The following is a 14,716-nucleotide window of genomic DNA, read 5'->3' as shown; positions in this document are numbered from 1 at the left end:
TTGCCAAGTTAAGCGAAGAAGCCTCTGCGGATCTTACCCGCAGAGGCTTCTTCGCTTAGGCACAGCATGGAGCAGCGCCTAAGCGCGGCATGCTAATCAGCCCCGCCTCACGTAGAGTCCTAGGCCTGACTCCGCAGAGCCATTTTTCGCACCGGTCCGGCCACCATCTGCTTCTCTGCCCCGTTCAGTCCGAACAGCCACATGGTAAGCACATAGATGAGGGAGTACAGGATGACATACATGCCCAGATACACGTAAGAAGTGATGCTCACGAAGCTAAGCAGGAACCCGCACACACCGGACAGCAGCACCACCGGAATGAAGACGCGGATGATCTGCAGCCAGAAGTGAAGGATATCGAACTTCAATTTATATTTGTAGTACACATTATTCAGGCATACATTGATGATCATCCCGATAGCCGTAGCAATGGCGCAGCCTGTAATCCCCCAGATCCGGATGAACCAGAAGGTTAAGGCCACCTTCAGAATTGCAACTGAGAAGTAGATAAAGGCCTTCACCCTGTGCATATTCATCGCTTCCAGCATGGTGGCGAACAGCGATTGCACAATCGACGTGATCTGGGGAATGATGATGATCAGCGCAACCGTGTACGCATATTTGTAATCCTGGCCAAGCCAGATCAGAATGAAGCTCTGTCCGAATAACACGAAGCCCGAGACGATGTAGCCTACGATCAGCGCCTGGATTCTGCCTATTTTGACCAGCTCCAGCATTAAGGCCGCCTGATCTGCCCCCTTGACGATCATCTTGGTGAGCTTCGGCAGATAGAAGCTGGCCAGCACATTGGAGAAGTTGAGAATATAGGTGTTGAGCTGGGCGGCGATGGCGAAAATGGCGATGGGCGTAGCCCCGAGGAACATCCCGATGATCAGCGGATCAGCATTCGTATAGATCTGGAAGGCAATCGAGGATAATAAGATATACGACGAATAGCTGAAGATCTCCTTGAACAGCTTGGTATCGAAGCCGTGGAACCGGACCTTCAGATTCAGCTTGGTGCGGCAAAAGACCACGTTAATCACACCGATCGCCAGGTTCAGCACAAGCGCAACAGTAACCATTCCTGTCGATCTGAAATCGAACAGCAGGACCAGCACCATCATCGCCGGAGACAGGACCACGCGGATCAGATTGATGATTTTGAGATAGACGAACCGCTCATAGGCCGTAATGATCGAGCTGAAGATATTCAGCGGGAACGAGACAGCCACATTGATGGCGGCAATGATAAATATCGTCTTCAGAATGCCCAGCTCAGCTGCATCGAGGCTGCTGAAGATCGCATCGAAATTAAACACCAGAATCACACTGGCAAGTAAGGAGAGGAGTCCGATGGCTGAGAACAGCAGCAGGAACATTCCGTTGATATTGCGCTGGCCTGCGGAGTCATTCTCAGAGATGTATTTCGCATTGAAGCGGATGACCGCGCTGCCGAAGCCCAGATCCAGCAGGACGATATAGGCGATGATGGAGTTCACCAGCGCGAATAATCCATATTCGGATTTCCCCAGGGTCGACACAATGAACGGCGTCGAGCCCAGGGAGATAATAACGCCTAGGAATACCGAAGCATAGGTTATGATTGCAGCAAGTTTTATATTTGTTTTCAAGGGTGGGATCGCTTCCTCGCTACAGAGAGTGTCTTGTGCTTATCTTAAGCGGTAACGATAGACGAAGCAGGTTCTCTAGCGCTGCTGCTTGCCATGGATTCAATGATCTGGCTGTAATGCTGGACCGAGAACTCATTATTGTACCGGGGGCGCTGGATCGTCTTCAGTTCTTCCAGCAATGCCGGGATTTGCTTCACATCGTTCGTGAATTTCACATAGCCCAGATGCTTGATCCATTCGTAGCTGCCTACGACCTTATAATTGTAGTTCCCCAGTGCAATACAAGGTGTGGACGTAATCGCCGCAAAAATCATCCCGTGCAGCCGGTCCGTAATCACAACCTCGGCCTCCTTGAACTGATTCCATAAGGTGTTCAGCTCGTGATCCCGGTCTTCCAGGGAGACAGGGCGGAGAATGCAGGTATCCGTGAAGGTGGTGGTGCTGTAGTGCTTGGAGGTGTACTCCTGGATGACCTTTTTATCCTGCTCGCTGAAAATACTCTCCTTATCGGCTCTAATGCACAGAAGGGCACCGTGGCGCTGCTTGGGAGGGTCAGTGATATCCAGGGACATGACAATGTCCGGCGTTAACAGCACTGCGTTGTTTCTGAAACCTGCTTTCATAATTTCGTACGACGTTGCCTCTCTGGCGACCAGCGTGAGGTCTTTGTGGGAGCCATAGAGGTCCTGTGTCTTCTTGAACTCCGCGCGGCCCAGCTCGGTATCACCGAAGTAGATGGTTTGCGGGAAGACGATGATTTTGTTATTTGGGAATTCGGAGATAATCTTGCGGCGCACCTCTTCCTCGCGGAAATACTCGATTCCGAAGTTGCCCCCGCCCTGAAGCACGAAGATATCCTCCGGCGAACAGAATTCCTCCAGGCACTTCATGTTATGCATCAGCCGGTTGGCGACAATCTCAATCAGGGTATAGTCGGGAAAAGCTTTTCGCAAAAAATTCATCTGCGCATAAGTGATGGCGTGATCGCCCAGATTGTCATGCTCGGGGGAGCCGACGACGTAAATGGCTTTCGTCTTGTCTTTGTATGCATTCCGGTAGCTCAGATAGCCCTTATAATATTGATAGACGGGAATATTGCTTACATAATTGCGGAAGGACAGCGGCAGGATCTTCTCAAGGGCTTGGCTCATATCATATTACTTCCCTTCAAACGGAGTTTGGAATAATACAGCATTTTGTATACCGTGGAGCTGGTCAGAATAAGCAGGGCTGCGGTCTTCATCTCCCGGCGGATAATACGGTTGCGCAGGATCGCGGAGGTATGCTTGCTCAGGAACCCGACCAGCTCGGCCAGATATTCCTTGTTCACTGCAGTCTCGCCGGTAATCAGCTGGAAGTTGCACAGCTCAATGCCCTCGGTTACGGTCCGGGATAACGAGATTTCTTTGGCGATCGGATAGTTTTTATCCTGAATCGTCTCGTAGATCTCCAGCGCCGCACAGAAGCGGTCGTAATATTTCCGGTTGTTCATCGCTCCGGTGATGCTGTCGCTTCGCTTCAGATACAGGTATTTGGGGGAGTCCAGCGAGACGGTCTTGTTCGCCTGCAGGAATAATTTATAGGTGGTAAAAATGTCTTCGAAATATCGGCCGACCGGATATCTCACCTGGCTGAACAGCTCGGCTTTATACAGCTTATCCCAGGCAAGGTTCTGGATCTCGGTATCCTCCAGCAGCTTGTCAAAGGCATGCGCATTATCGTATACACGCACCTGGTGCGTGAAGGACTTTTCCAGCTTGACATCATCCTGTACCTCGCAATGACCGCATACAGCGATATCTGCATTGTGGGCGGTGATGAGTCCGTGCAGGGCTTCATACATGTCCGGTTCTATCCAGTCATCGCTGTCGACGAATCCGATATACCGGCCCTTTGCCACATCAATACCATAGTTCCGGGCATCGGACAATCCGCCGTTCTGCTTATGAATAACTACGACACGGGGGTCCAGCTCCTTGTAATACTCGCATATCTCGCCGCACTTATCGGGTGATCCGTCATTGACCAGAATCAATTCAAAGCTGCGGAAGGTCTGCGCCAATATCGAATCCACACACTTCCTCAGGTACAATTCCACGTTGTAGATAGGCACAATAATACTTATCTCTGGCTTCACTCGAGCAGTCACTTCCTTTCCCGGTTCTGATTCGGGTCTACGCGTCACTTGATTTGTGAATATCTTACTATCCGGGTCAAAAGGTTGTATATACTACTAAAGTGTACTTATCGCTTGAGGAGGGGGGTGAACTGCCTGACGAGAAGCCGCTGTTCCACAGCAAAAAGGCCGCAGCACCGTGGGGTGACTGCGGCCTTCACCTGCTGAAATTTAGTTAAATGTAATCGCCAGCGCGCTGGTAAACTGGCTGCCCGGCGGCAGGGAGATGACGTTCTGCTTCTCCCGGATATCGCCGGTGAAGCCTTCGATATCGGCCACACCATGCCAAGGCTCGATACACACAAACGGTGCATTCTTCGGCTGCCAGATGCCGAGATCAGGGAAATTGGTGAAGGCGACTGTTACGCTCTTGTCAGACTGTCTGCTTTTCAGGGCAACCGATTTGGACTGGACATTGCGGAAGACCAAGGCGTCATGCGCGAACATGTCGTGGTTCAGCGGCAGCTTGTTGTCCCCGCCGAGCATAGCCTCGCTCTGGCCTGGAGTAATCAAGCCATTCTCATTCAGGAACAAGCGCTCCAGGCGCTCCGGCTGTTCGAATTCAAGGTAATAGTCGGTGAAGCTGCCTTCTCCGCCAATCGGGCAGTTGAAAGCCGGATGGGTGCCGAGCTGGAAGAACATCTCCTCTTCTCCGGGATTCTCCACCCGATAGCCGATGTCCAGCGTGCTGCCGTTCAGCGTATAGGTGAGATACAGATGGAACGGATACGGGTAGCTGGCCAGCGTGTCCGCGCTGTGGGAGAGCCGGAAGATCGCCTGCGTCTCGCTTGCCTCCACCAGCGTGAATTCGCTGCGTCTGGCGAAGCCGTGCCGGGCCAGCGGATACGCCTGCCCGTCTACCCGGACCGCTTCGCCTGCGGCTCCTCCGATCATCGGGAACAGCACCGGGGAACGGCCTGTCCAATAGGCGGCGTCTCCGTTCCACATATATTCAGTGTCTGTATCCGTTCTTTTGAAGCTGACCAGCTCAGCACCGAGTGAACTGATCTCGGCCACGGCCAGGCCGCTGCGTAAAATAGTGTTCATGCTTTTACCCCTCTCGCCCTGCAATATGTAATCCTGATGTCTCATATTCTAACAGACTTCCCCGCAGGTGCCAGCATATAACGGAAATTCTCCAGCCTATAATTTTTACAGTATGTACAATGACAAACATGTGGAATTCGTTAACATATAAGGATAGCAATCATTCCATATCAGCGGAAACGGGGGAATAAGCCGATGCAGGTTAAGCAACTATTGGTGAACGGTGAGCGGCTGAAGAATACGATTGAAGCTTTTGCCGATTTCGGGCGGACAGATCATAACGGAGTTACCCGGCTGTCGCTGTCGGAGCAGGATGTGCGGGTGCGCGGCTATTTCACCGGCTGCTGCGAAGAGCTGGGCATGAATGTGAAGGTGGATGATATGGGCAATATGTATGCCACTCTGGCTGGCAGTGAAGAGGGGCCGCCCATCGTGATCGGCTCACATCTGGATACTGTGAAGAAGGGCGGCAGATTCGACGGTGTGCTGGGAGTGATTGCCGGTCTTGAGGTGGTGAGAACCCTGGTAGATCACGGGATTAAGCCCCGGCTGCCTGTCACGGTGATGAATTTCACCAATGAGGAGGGGGCGCGCTTCGAGCCGTCCATGATGGCTTCTGGGGTCTTGTCCGGCAAGTTCGATAAGGCGGCTATGCTGGAGAAGAAGGACCCGGAGGGGATCACCTTCGGAGATGCGCTCCAGGCCAGTGGCTATGCCGGGGAGGCGGAGAACCGGATCAGGGAAGCGGCGGCTTATCTGGAGCTGCATATTGAGCAAGGCCCTGTGCTGGAGAAGGAGAACGTTAAAATCGGTCTGGTTGACTGTGTTGTGGGCATGGTCTGCTATGAGCTTGAAGTGACCGGGGAGTCGGATCATGCCGGGACTACGCCGATGGATATGCGCCGGGATGCGCTGTTTGCTGCTACGGATATTATTACGGAGCTGCGTCGTAAGCTGGCCGTGCTGGACTCTGAGCTGGTCTATACGATGGGGCGGATGAATGTGCTGCCGAATATCCATACGGTCATTCCGAACAAGGTGATCTTCACCGTGGAAGCGAGACATAAGGACATGGATGTGGTCCGTGAAGTTGAGGCGATTATTCACAGTCTGCCGGAGGAGCTGCTGGAATGCAGCGTATCGAAGACGAAGCTGTGGGACCGCGACACGGTATGGTTCGATCCGGGGATCTGTGAGCTGGTGGAGCAGGCCGCGCAGAAGCTCGGTTACAGCAGCCGGAAGCTGGCGAGCGGCGCGGGGCATGACGCCCAGTTCGTGGCGGGGCTCCTGCCGTCGGCGATGATTTTCGTCCCAAGTGTGAACGGGAAAAGCCATTGCGAGGAAGAGCTCACCTCCTACGAGGATTGTGAAATGGGCGTGAATGTGGTGCTGGAGACGGTGCTGTCGCTGCTATCCCGGACTGAGCGGCGGGTAGGTTAAGGGAGGCTGGGTAGGAGAATTGTATAGGATTGCCCCAAAAGACACTTAAACGGTGTCTTTTTTTCGTATCGGTGAAACTTGAAAAACCGAACACATTGGGCAGACGGGCCGGAGATTCGCCGGATGATTACACGATCTGGGGCGATTATTATTATCTGGAGGCACTGATGCGGCTGGAACGGGGAATTCCGGGGTATTGGTACGAGCGGCCTGTGCTATAGATCCCAGCTATGTGGGATGGCGGTTTCCGCGTCCGTCCCTGATAATCGGTACATGACCTGTTGTGGTTATGTACCGATTATTACTTTCGGAGGGGATATAATTGAAGGACAGCATGAGCGGGGCAGGCAGCCCATGGGAGCAGGCAGACGGGGATCAGTATGTACAGAACATCAGCCGCAAAATCCCCGGGTACGCGCTGCAATATGACTTGATGGATACGCTGCTGACAGCGCGGCTGGGCAAGAAGGAAAAGCCGGAGTTGCTAGTCGTGGGAGCAGGCGGAGGCCAGGAGATTCTGAAGCTGGGCCTAAGCCACCCGGACTGGAGGTTCAGCGGCCTGGACACCTCGCAGAGTATGCTCCAGGCTGCCAAGCAGCGGCTGGAGGCTGCGGGTCAACCGGGTCTGCTGGATAGAGTGCGGCTGCATCGTACGGAAATTAGTGACTGGAGCTGTGCTAGAGCGTACGATGCCGCAACCTGTATGCTGGTGCTTCATTTCGTGCAGGGGAGGGAGAGTAAGCTGGCGCTCCTTCGCAGCATTGCCGCGCGGCTTCAGCCGGGTGCGCCGCTCTGCCTGTCCGCCATCTGCGGGGTGCCGGGTACTCCTGCATGGGAGCTTCAGATGGCAGGCTGGCGGCTGCATATGCTTGGTAACGGGATCGCAGAGGAACAGTGGCAGACCTTCGAGCAATCATTCGGCGTAATCTCTCATCCGCTCCATGCTGAAGAGATAGAGGAGTTGCTGGAGGAGGCCGGGTTCACTGCCGTATCCCGATTCTTCGGCGCATATCTGATTGACGGCTGGGTGGCGGTGAAGGCGGAGGAACAATAGCAACTGCACATTGTACAACGGAATGCTGTAGAAGAGGCTTCGAAATAGATTCTATTGTATTCCGTACAATCGAATATTGAAAAAAGGCCTTTTTTCAGCCAAATCACAACATTCCAATGTATGAAATACAATAGAATCTCATTTTACGGTCAGCAATACGTTTTCTATTGCAGGAAATACAATCAGCTACTTGAATTAAAGAGTTGAAGCCAGCAACGGGCGCAGGTTCAGCCTAATATCAGCTCGATGTTCATACTCAGACTTTCATCAGAGATAAGTGTATTCTGTGCAACTAAAAACAGTGCGCCCGAAGGTATTCTTCGTCTAACTGTATTCTGTACAACTATATTTGCCCGGATGGGCGAAAATCCAGATATAGAGGTATTTTAATTGTACGAAATACATCTAAACAGAGATTTGGCGGCACATCCCGCATTTTAGTTGTACAGACTGCACTTAAGCCTACCCTCGCACCTTAATCAGGCACGATCAGGCATGGCAACCCTAGCAAGCGATGAGTTAAAAGTAATTTTCACATGTTTTAAGCTGATGCGGCACTACTGCCTAGTTCCCCTCCCCGTCACCCCTTCACCGCCGAGCTGGCCACTCCTTCAATAATGTATTTCTGGCCGAGCAGGAACACGAGAATCATCGGAATGATACCGGCGGTTGCGGCGGCCATCATGCCGTTGTAATCGACATTGTTCTCCAGGATGAAGTTCTGCAGCCCGAGCGGAACGGTGAACAGATCCTGGTCGATTAGGAAGACGAGCGCGTTCTCATAATCATTCCAGTGCCAGGAGAAATCGATAATCGCCAGTGTCGCCAGCGAAGGCTTGGCCATCGGCAGGATGATCCGCGAGAAGATGCGGAAATGGCCGGCACCGTCGATGAAGGCGGCCTCCGAGATTTCATGGGGCACGGAGAGGAAGAACTGCCGCATCATGAATACGCCGAAGATGGTGAACATGCCGGGCAGAATCAGCGCCCAGTGGGTGTTATAGATGCCGGCCCAGTCGAACATGATGAACTTGGGCACGAACAGCACCTGCGGAGGAACCATCATCATCGACAGATAGACCAGGAACATAGTGTTGCGTCCCTTGAATTCAATCCGGGCAAAGCCGTAAGCCGCCAAGGCGGACAGAGAGACCGCGCCGATGGTACTGAGCACAGCGACTTTAAGGGAATTCAGATAATAAGGCACGAAGCTGCCCTGGCCGGACCAGACCTTAATATGATGACTCCAGTTGAAGTGGTCCGGAATCCACTGGATCGGATAGCGGAATACTTCCGCAGGGGTTTTGAAGGAGGTGCTGATCATCCAGAGGAAGGGCACAATCATGACGATGCTGAAGAACAGCATGATTAATGTGGCGATGATTTTGGTAACGGCGGCTTTATTCATATTCTCAGCTCCTTAGTAGTGAACCCAGCGTTTCTGGCCCAGCCATTGAACCACGGTGAAGATCAGAATGATCAGGAACAGGGCCCAGGAGACCGCTGACGCATAGCCCATCTCGTAATAGCGGAAGGCATTCTGATAGATGAACAGGGACAATACGGTGGTGCTGTTCCCGGGCCCGCCCTGCGTGATCGCCTGGATGATGCCGAACTGCTTGATCGACATGATCAGCCCGGTAATCAGCAGCAGAAAAGTGGTGGGACTCACCAGCGGCCACAGGATGCTGCGGACCGTCTGCCAGGTGCGGGCACCGTCGATGGTGGCTGCCTCCAGCAGCTCGCCGGACACCTCCTGCAAGGCGGCGAGGTAGATAATCATGTTATAGCCGAGCATGAACCAGATCCAGATGATATCAATCGCATACATGGACGTATCCATCGTGGACAGCCAGCCGGGAGGGTTCTCGATGCCCATAGAGCGGAGAATGCCGTTAATCGGCCCGTTATTCGGGTGGAACAGCAGCATCCAGACGAAGGCTACGGCTACGCCGCTGGTAATGTAGGGCATGAAGTACAAGGCACGCAGCAGCTTTTTGAGATACACGGAACGGTTCAGAATGACAGCCACCAGGAACGCCAGCCCAATGGATACAGGAACAGAGAGCAGGAACAGCAGCGTGTTCTTGATGGCAATATAGAAGACCTCATCCCCCAGCATTCGCCGGATATTGGCCAGCCCGATGAACTTGGTATGGGGACTCATAAACTTGTAGTCTGTAAACATGAGATAGAACGAATACATAGCCGGTATGATAAAAAATAGTATCACGCCAATCATATTGGGCCCGATAAACAGATAGCCCAGCAGCTGCTGGCGTCGCATCCAGGTTGCTTTCACAATAGCCCCACTCCTTTAGGTCTTAATAAGTACATTACAAGCATAGCAAGCGTTCCCGTGAGGGTTAAGGAACAAAACCAACCACTTCATGGCACAGAAATATACAATTACGCAGGCGGCGGCAGGCGCTTCGGTCTTAGATATGTTCTATCTGTGTTCCGGCCAGCAAGAATAACGGCATTCCCGGAAGGAATGCCGCTGGAGCAATACTATGATCGTTATCTGAAAAGCAGGCTATAAGCTCAGGCGATCCGGCTTCTCCCGGTGCTGATGCCTGTACTGGCTGGGCGTCTGCGCGGTCAGGCGCTTGAAAATCTTGATGAAGTAGTTGTCGCTCACGAAGCCGACCCGGTTACCGATCTCATAGACCGGCAGGTCGGAATCGGTCAGTAGCCGGATCGCCTGGTCTACCCGTACACGGTGCAGATAGTGGATCAGGGTGTGGCCGGTTTTCTTTTTGAACAGGGTGCTGACATAATTCTCGGCCATCATAACATACTGCGACATCGACTTCACCGTAATATCCTCAGCGTAGTGTTCGTGCAGGTAGTGAAGAATCTTCTGGATCTCCGGGTGGCTAGTAATCTCCTCATGGGCCGGCGGGGGCGGGGGAGACTCCTTAGGCATATCCGGCTCTGCCTTGTGGTTCTTCTCCAGCTCGCCGCTGATCTTGCGCAGTGTGTCCCGGAGTGAATTTACGCTCATCGACAGCTTCAGAATATAATTGGATGCCCCGTATTCCATGGCCTGCCGCACATTCTCGAAATCATTCATGCAGGTTAGCATGACGAAGCGGGAATCAAATCCTTCCTCACGGGTTCTGCGCAGCAGCTCGACGCCATCCATCTCCGGCATGACAATATCCGAAATCACCAGATCGGGCGTATCCCCGCGGATGATCTCCAGCGCCTCAGCCCCGTTGCCCGCTTCTCCGCTGACCGTGAAGCCAAGCTCCTCCCAGGCGATAATCTCGCGCACACTTTCCCGTACGAATACCTCATCCTCCACAAGCAGTACCTTCCACATGTGTAATCCCTCCCGTAGTTATGCGCCTCAAGCCGGATGTTCGTTGCCGTAAGGTGTGGACATTAGCAGCGGCAGCGTCAAGCGGACCGTAACGCCTTCGCTGGTTGAGAGCACCTCAAGCTGTCCCTCTTCCCGGAACAACAGCCGCAGCCGCTCCTGAATGTTACTCAGTCCGATGCCCGGACGCTTGCGCGGAGCCTTGGGGCCGCCGCCCTGCTCCATGCCTACGCCGTTGTCCCGGATCTCTACGACCAGCCGGTTCTCTTCGCGGTGGACGTTCAGCTCAATAAGGCCGTGGCCGGGCAGTCTGCTGATTCCGTGAATGATGGCGTTCTCCACCAGCGGCTGGAGGCTGAGCTTCGGCACCAGAGCATACAGAATGTCCTCGTCATACGTGAACGTACAGTCGAATTTGTGCGCGTACCGGACCTGCTGAATATGGACGTAGGCCTCAACAAGCTCAATTTCATCTTTTAGATGGATCAGATCCTTATCGGTGTTCAGACTGGCCTCCAGCAGCTTGCCGAGCGACAGGGTCATGTTCGTAATATCCTCGTTCTGCTCACGGATGGCGATCCATTTGATCGTATTCAGCGTGTTGAGCAGGAAGTGGGGATTCGTCTGGGCCAGCAGCATCTGAAAATGCACCGCCTCCTTCTGCCGCTCCTCCGCCTTCAGCTTCTGGATCAGCAGGTGGGTGTCGTCAAGCATCGTATTGAAGGTCCGGGTCAGTTCCAGGATCTCCCCGCTGAATTTGTGCTCCGGCAGGCGGATCTTCAGGCTTTTCTGCACCGCCGCCTTCATCTTGTTCTGCAGATGGGACAAGGGCCGCGTAATCGTCGTAGCAATCACGAAGGTCATCATCAGGAAGATGCTCGTCAGCACCAGGAATGTAAGGAAGTACTGCTGCTTCAGCCCCTCGATCTCCACGAACAGCACAGACAGCGGAATCCGGTTGACGATATACCAGTCCAGCGACTCCACATAGATATAGTTAATCAGGGCGTTCGAGTCTTTGTCGATAAAATACTGCTGTCCCGGCTGCCCGGCAAATCCGGTCTTCACCTTCTCGGATAACTGGCTGCCCGGAACCGACTGGGAGATATCCTCGCCCGAGCGGGTAATCAGGAAATACTGCTGCTCCAGATCGGACTGCTTGTGGATGGAGCGCAGCCAGTACGTATAATCAATGCTGATCCGGGCCATGCCGTACGGCTGGTTCCGGGCATCCTCCAGATACGCGTATAAGGATAGAAGATAGGCGCTGGTAGAGACATCACGCAGAACGTAGTTAGTATCATTAGGCACCCAGTGATAAGAGCTGTTTTTCATCTGCCCCCGGTCGAACCCGGGATTTGCCCGCAGATCCGAATAGACCAGTGAATCCTTGGGCGGGTAAGAGGTGTATGCGCTTTCAGATAAGTCCAGAATCATGAAGTAGACCGAAGGATTATACAGGAAGAAGCTGTTGTTCAGGTTCTTGAAAATATTCTCCATCAGCCGCTTATTCTCTAGCTCATTACGCTGTTCAGGATGGAGCAGTACAGACTTCACGGTGTCATCCTGCTTTAGGAACAGCAGCGTCTTGAAGGCAATGCTGATCTGGTCCTCCAGCGTGCGGTACATCTGCTCCAGCTGATAGTGGCTCTGCTGGCTGATTTTCTTCTGGACCAGCGTCTCAATGCGCTGATAGTTATAGATATTCAGCGCGCCGAACGGCAGCAGAATCAGACAGACAAAGGCGGTGAACAGGCGGTATTTCAACTTCTGGGGAATCAGCACACGCAGCAGCTGTGACACAGGGAAGCACCTCCAAGCCTGACTGAACCTGCCCGCTTAGGGACGGTTGATATGCTAGATTATAGCATAATCCCTCCGCCGGATTGGCGATATTTCAAATTGCATGGTTTTGTTCCAGCGGACAGGGGAGGATGGCGGAAATGCATAGTTTTGTTCTATCCGGGCTGCTTGACGGCGGGACAAGAAAGACGGAGCGGAGGGTTATCCGCCCCGCCTTGTCAAGGGACCTCCTGGAGTATGGAGGGGTATAAGATGTCAGTTTAAACGTATGATGTTGTACTTCAGCGCAAGCAGAAGAAACACGCCAGCCAGGAGAATGACCCCCGCCGAGACTAATCCGCCTATAATGATTGTCCTGTCAAAGGGTTTGAAGCTTTTGAGCATTTCATCACTCCTTTGTAAAGATAGTCCCTCCTCCTTAATTATATACTTTCCGCCAGTGTGGGCGGTAATGAGGGATCCTGGACGCATGTGCCGCCAATGTGTCCCGCCAATATGTGTGGACCGACGGACTCACAGGCTCTTATTTGGCGAAAAAATCACCTTTATGCTGGCAGGCGGACTCAGAGGCCGTTATATCACTCCAGGTAACCGGAAATGAAGCGAAAAATGGTAGTTAAGCGCATCTGAGTCCGCGTAGCCTCCAGAATAGCCAAATTTGCCAAAATAAGCGCATCCCAGTCCGCAAGAACCCGCGTTCATTCAAGGCTTAGCCTGTTCCTGATAGGGTAAGACAAAAAAAAGAGAGGCGCCATGATTTCCATGGCAAGCCTCCTGTATGATGCACGATACTTCTCTATTTCTTCGCTATCTCCGCTGTCTCCACCCAAGCCGCTACTTCTTCTGCTTCAAATACTCGTTATGCCGGGCTGCCATGGCCTGTACGGTCTGGTCAAGCGACTGCGAGCCGAGGAAGTACTTCTCGTACTCCTGTGAGCGCAGGTCCATTACCTCTTGCGGCAGGCTGCGGACATAGGTTGGCGTCTTATTGTCGAACATGACGTACATCAGGGAGTCCAGATCGTAGGAGTCACTTTTGTCGCCGATGAGGCTCTTGAGCGCATCCTCCTGCTTGGCATCCTTGGAGGCCGGGAGTCTTCCACCCGCTGCCATCGGGGACATGCCGCCATCGGAATACCACTTCAGGAACTCCCAGGCCGCTTCCTGCTTCTTGGACTTGGCGTTAATGGAGATGTAATCGCCGAGGCCCCCGCGGGTCACGTAATCACTGGCGGATTCAGCAAGCCGGGGTACCGGAGCGAAGGCGATTTTGAAATCACGCGGGAAGTCGGTGAAGTTATTCGAGCTGCGCAGCAGCCACGCCCCGATATTGAGCATCGGCACCTCTCCGCTGAGGAAGACCTGCTCCACCGGCATTTTGGAAGTCAATTGCTCGCCGAGCGGCGGCGTGGTCTTATCGTCCTGCATCATCCCGTTCAGCGTCTCCAGCCATTGTCTGACCAGCGGGTGATCGAGATTGGAGGTGCCGTCCGGCTTAGTGTAGCCCTCCTGGGACAGCACGGAGTCGATGGGGTCCACGAAGGGCTCCATATTTTGAATAAAACCGTACGAATCCCCGTTCTTCAGCTTCTTCGCATACTCGCGCAGCTCATTCCAGGTCCATTCCTTCGGAACCGGCAGGCCTGCCTTATCGAGGGCGTCTTTGTTCAGGGCGATGAAGAACGGGCTCTTGGTTGTCGGAACGCCGTAGAACTTGCCGTCAATCTTCCAGCTCGCAGTGTCCGCGCCCATCTTCTCTTCAATGTTGTAATCGGTGAAGCCGCTGAGGTCCAGGGCCAGTCCCGATTCCATCCGCTTGGCGGCATGGGAGATTGTATAGTTCACGAACAAATCCACATCCTGGCCGGTAATCATCGCCGTATCCAGCTTCAGATTGCCGTCGTCGTCATTGACATAGCGTACATATTCCACCTGAATATCGGGGTGCTCCTTGTTCCAGTTGTCCACCACCTGCTGCGGACCGGATTCCGGGGGGACACCGCCCCACATTTTGAGCGTTACCGGTGTATTCTTACCTGTGACAGAGCTTCCATTGTCCGCTGAAGATGAATTGCTGCTGTTCCCGCAGCCTGCGGCCAGACCCATGATCAGAACGAGCGAAGTGATTCCGGCAATAACACGGCTCTTGTTCAAAAGCGACAACCTCCCTGTGTGTACTGTATAAGCTTGCAATTCAAGAATAGCAGATGGCCGGAAGCGTCAGAAGGAACAAAAAA

Annotated in this window: 12 protein-coding genes; 3 read left to right on the top strand and 9 right to left on the bottom strand. The window is 53.3% G+C overall.

From position 1 onward, the window contains the following. Nucleotides 1–119 precede the first annotated feature (119 nt). The 4 genes from MKY64_RS26105 to MKY64_RS26090 form a co-directional block, all read right to left on the bottom strand. Nucleotides 120–1,634, bottom strand: coding sequence for an oligosaccharide flippase family protein (locus tag MKY64_RS26105; protein WP_340956741.1), 1,515 nt, complete (start codon nucleotides 1,632–1,634; stop codon nucleotides 120–122). Nucleotides 1,635–1,678: 44 nt separating this feature from the next. Further along, entirely contained in the window at nucleotides 1,679–2,785 is a 1,107-nt protein-coding gene (locus MKY64_RS26100; protein WP_340956739.1) for a polysaccharide pyruvyl transferase family protein, read from the bottom strand. Beyond that, the gene (locus MKY64_RS26095) at nucleotides 2,782–3,771 is read right to left on the bottom strand and encodes a glycosyltransferase family 2 protein (RefSeq protein ID WP_340956738.1); all 990 of its coding nucleotides are present in this window, start codon (nucleotides 3,769–3,771) and stop codon (nucleotides 2,782–2,784) included. The genes MKY64_RS26100 and MKY64_RS26095 overlap by 4 nt, the downstream gene beginning before the upstream one ends. 210 nt (nucleotides 3,772–3,981) lie before the next feature. Beyond that, a complete protein-coding gene (locus tag MKY64_RS26090) occupies nucleotides 3,982–4,857 on the bottom strand; it encodes an aldose 1-epimerase family protein (RefSeq protein WP_340956736.1) in 876 nt (291 codons plus the stop codon). A gap of 195 nt (nucleotides 4,858–5,052) precedes the next feature. Here MKY64_RS26090 and MKY64_RS26085 point away from each other — a divergent pair, with 195 nt between their 5' ends. The 3 genes from MKY64_RS26085 (at nucleotide 5,053) to MKY64_RS26075 (ending at nucleotide 7,351) form a co-directional block, all read left to right on the top strand. After that, entirely contained in the window at nucleotides 5,053–6,297 is a 1,245-nt protein-coding gene (locus MKY64_RS26085) for a Zn-dependent hydrolase (RefSeq protein WP_340956734.1), read from the top strand. A 29-nt stretch (nucleotides 6,298–6,326) separates the two neighbouring features. Further along, nucleotides 6,327–6,518, top strand: a complete 192-nt coding sequence (locus tag MKY64_RS26080) for a hypothetical protein (RefSeq protein ID WP_340956731.1) — start codon at nucleotides 6,327–6,329, stop codon at nucleotides 6,516–6,518. A gap of 101 nt (nucleotides 6,519–6,619) precedes the next feature. Then, on the top strand, nucleotides 6,620–7,351 hold the full coding sequence (locus MKY64_RS26075; protein ID WP_340956730.1) for a class I SAM-dependent methyltransferase: 732 nt from the start codon (nucleotides 6,620–6,622) through the stop codon (nucleotides 7,349–7,351). A 580-nt stretch (nucleotides 7,352–7,931) separates the two neighbouring features. Here the strand turns inward: MKY64_RS26075 and MKY64_RS26070 are convergent. The 5 genes from MKY64_RS26070 to MKY64_RS26050 form a co-directional block, all read right to left on the bottom strand. Beyond that, on the bottom strand, nucleotides 7,932–8,759 hold the full coding sequence (locus tag MKY64_RS26070; RefSeq protein ID WP_340956727.1) for a carbohydrate ABC transporter permease: 828 nt from the start codon (nucleotides 8,757–8,759) through the stop codon (nucleotides 7,932–7,934). A 12-nt stretch (nucleotides 8,760–8,771) separates the two neighbouring features. Then, nucleotides 8,772–9,653, bottom strand: coding sequence for a carbohydrate ABC transporter permease (locus tag MKY64_RS26065; protein ID WP_036726391.1), 882 nt, complete (start codon nucleotides 9,651–9,653; stop codon nucleotides 8,772–8,774). 234 nt (nucleotides 9,654–9,887) lie between these two features. Next, nucleotides 9,888–10,679: a response regulator gene (locus tag MKY64_RS26060; protein WP_340956724.1), complete on the bottom strand. Its 792-nt coding sequence runs from the start codon at nucleotides 10,677–10,679 to the stop codon at nucleotides 9,888–9,890. Nucleotides 10,680–10,706: 27 nt separating this feature from the next. Beyond that, nucleotides 10,707–12,479 carry a sensor histidine kinase gene (locus MKY64_RS26055; RefSeq protein ID WP_340956722.1) on the bottom strand — a complete coding sequence of 591 codons (1,773 nt, stop codon included), beginning with the start codon at nucleotides 12,477–12,479 and terminating at the stop codon, nucleotides 10,707–10,709. An 834-nt stretch (nucleotides 12,480–13,313) separates the two neighbouring features. Next, nucleotides 13,314–14,633: an ABC transporter substrate-binding protein gene (locus MKY64_RS26050; protein WP_340956720.1), complete on the bottom strand. Its 1,320-nt coding sequence runs from the start codon at nucleotides 14,631–14,633 to the stop codon at nucleotides 13,314–13,316. Nucleotides 14,634–14,716: the final 83 nt, after the last annotated feature.

It is taken from the genome of Paenibacillus sp. FSL R7-0210, from assembly GCF_038009085.1.
Lineage (GTDB): Bacteria > Bacillota > Bacilli > Paenibacillales > Paenibacillaceae > Paenibacillus_AQ > Paenibacillus_AQ silagei.
Note: the sequence above shows the minus strand (reverse complement) of the source record. Positions and strands in the feature narration are given on the sequence as shown.

What these genes read in the sequence shown, in the direction of transcription:
- MKY64_RS26100 (WP_340956739.1), bottom strand. Translation starts at nt 2,785, where the DNA reads ATGAGCCAAGCCCTTGAGAAGATCCTGCCGCTGTCCTTCCGCAATTAT.
- MKY64_RS26090 (WP_340956736.1), bottom strand. Translation starts at nt 4,857, where the DNA reads ATGAACACTATTTTACGCAGCGGCCTGGCCGTGGCCGAGATCAGTTCA.
- MKY64_RS26085 (WP_340956734.1), top strand. Translation starts at nt 5,053, where the DNA reads ATGCAGGTTAAGCAACTATTGGTGAACGGTGAGCGGCTGAAGAATACG.
- MKY64_RS26070 (WP_340956727.1), bottom strand. Translation starts at nt 8,759, where the DNA reads ATGAATAAAGCCGCCGTTACCAAAATCATCGCCACATTAATCATGCTG.
- MKY64_RS26060 (WP_340956724.1), bottom strand. Translation starts at nt 10,679, where the DNA reads ATGTGGAAGGTACTGCTTGTGGAGGATGAGGTATTCGTACGGGAAAGT.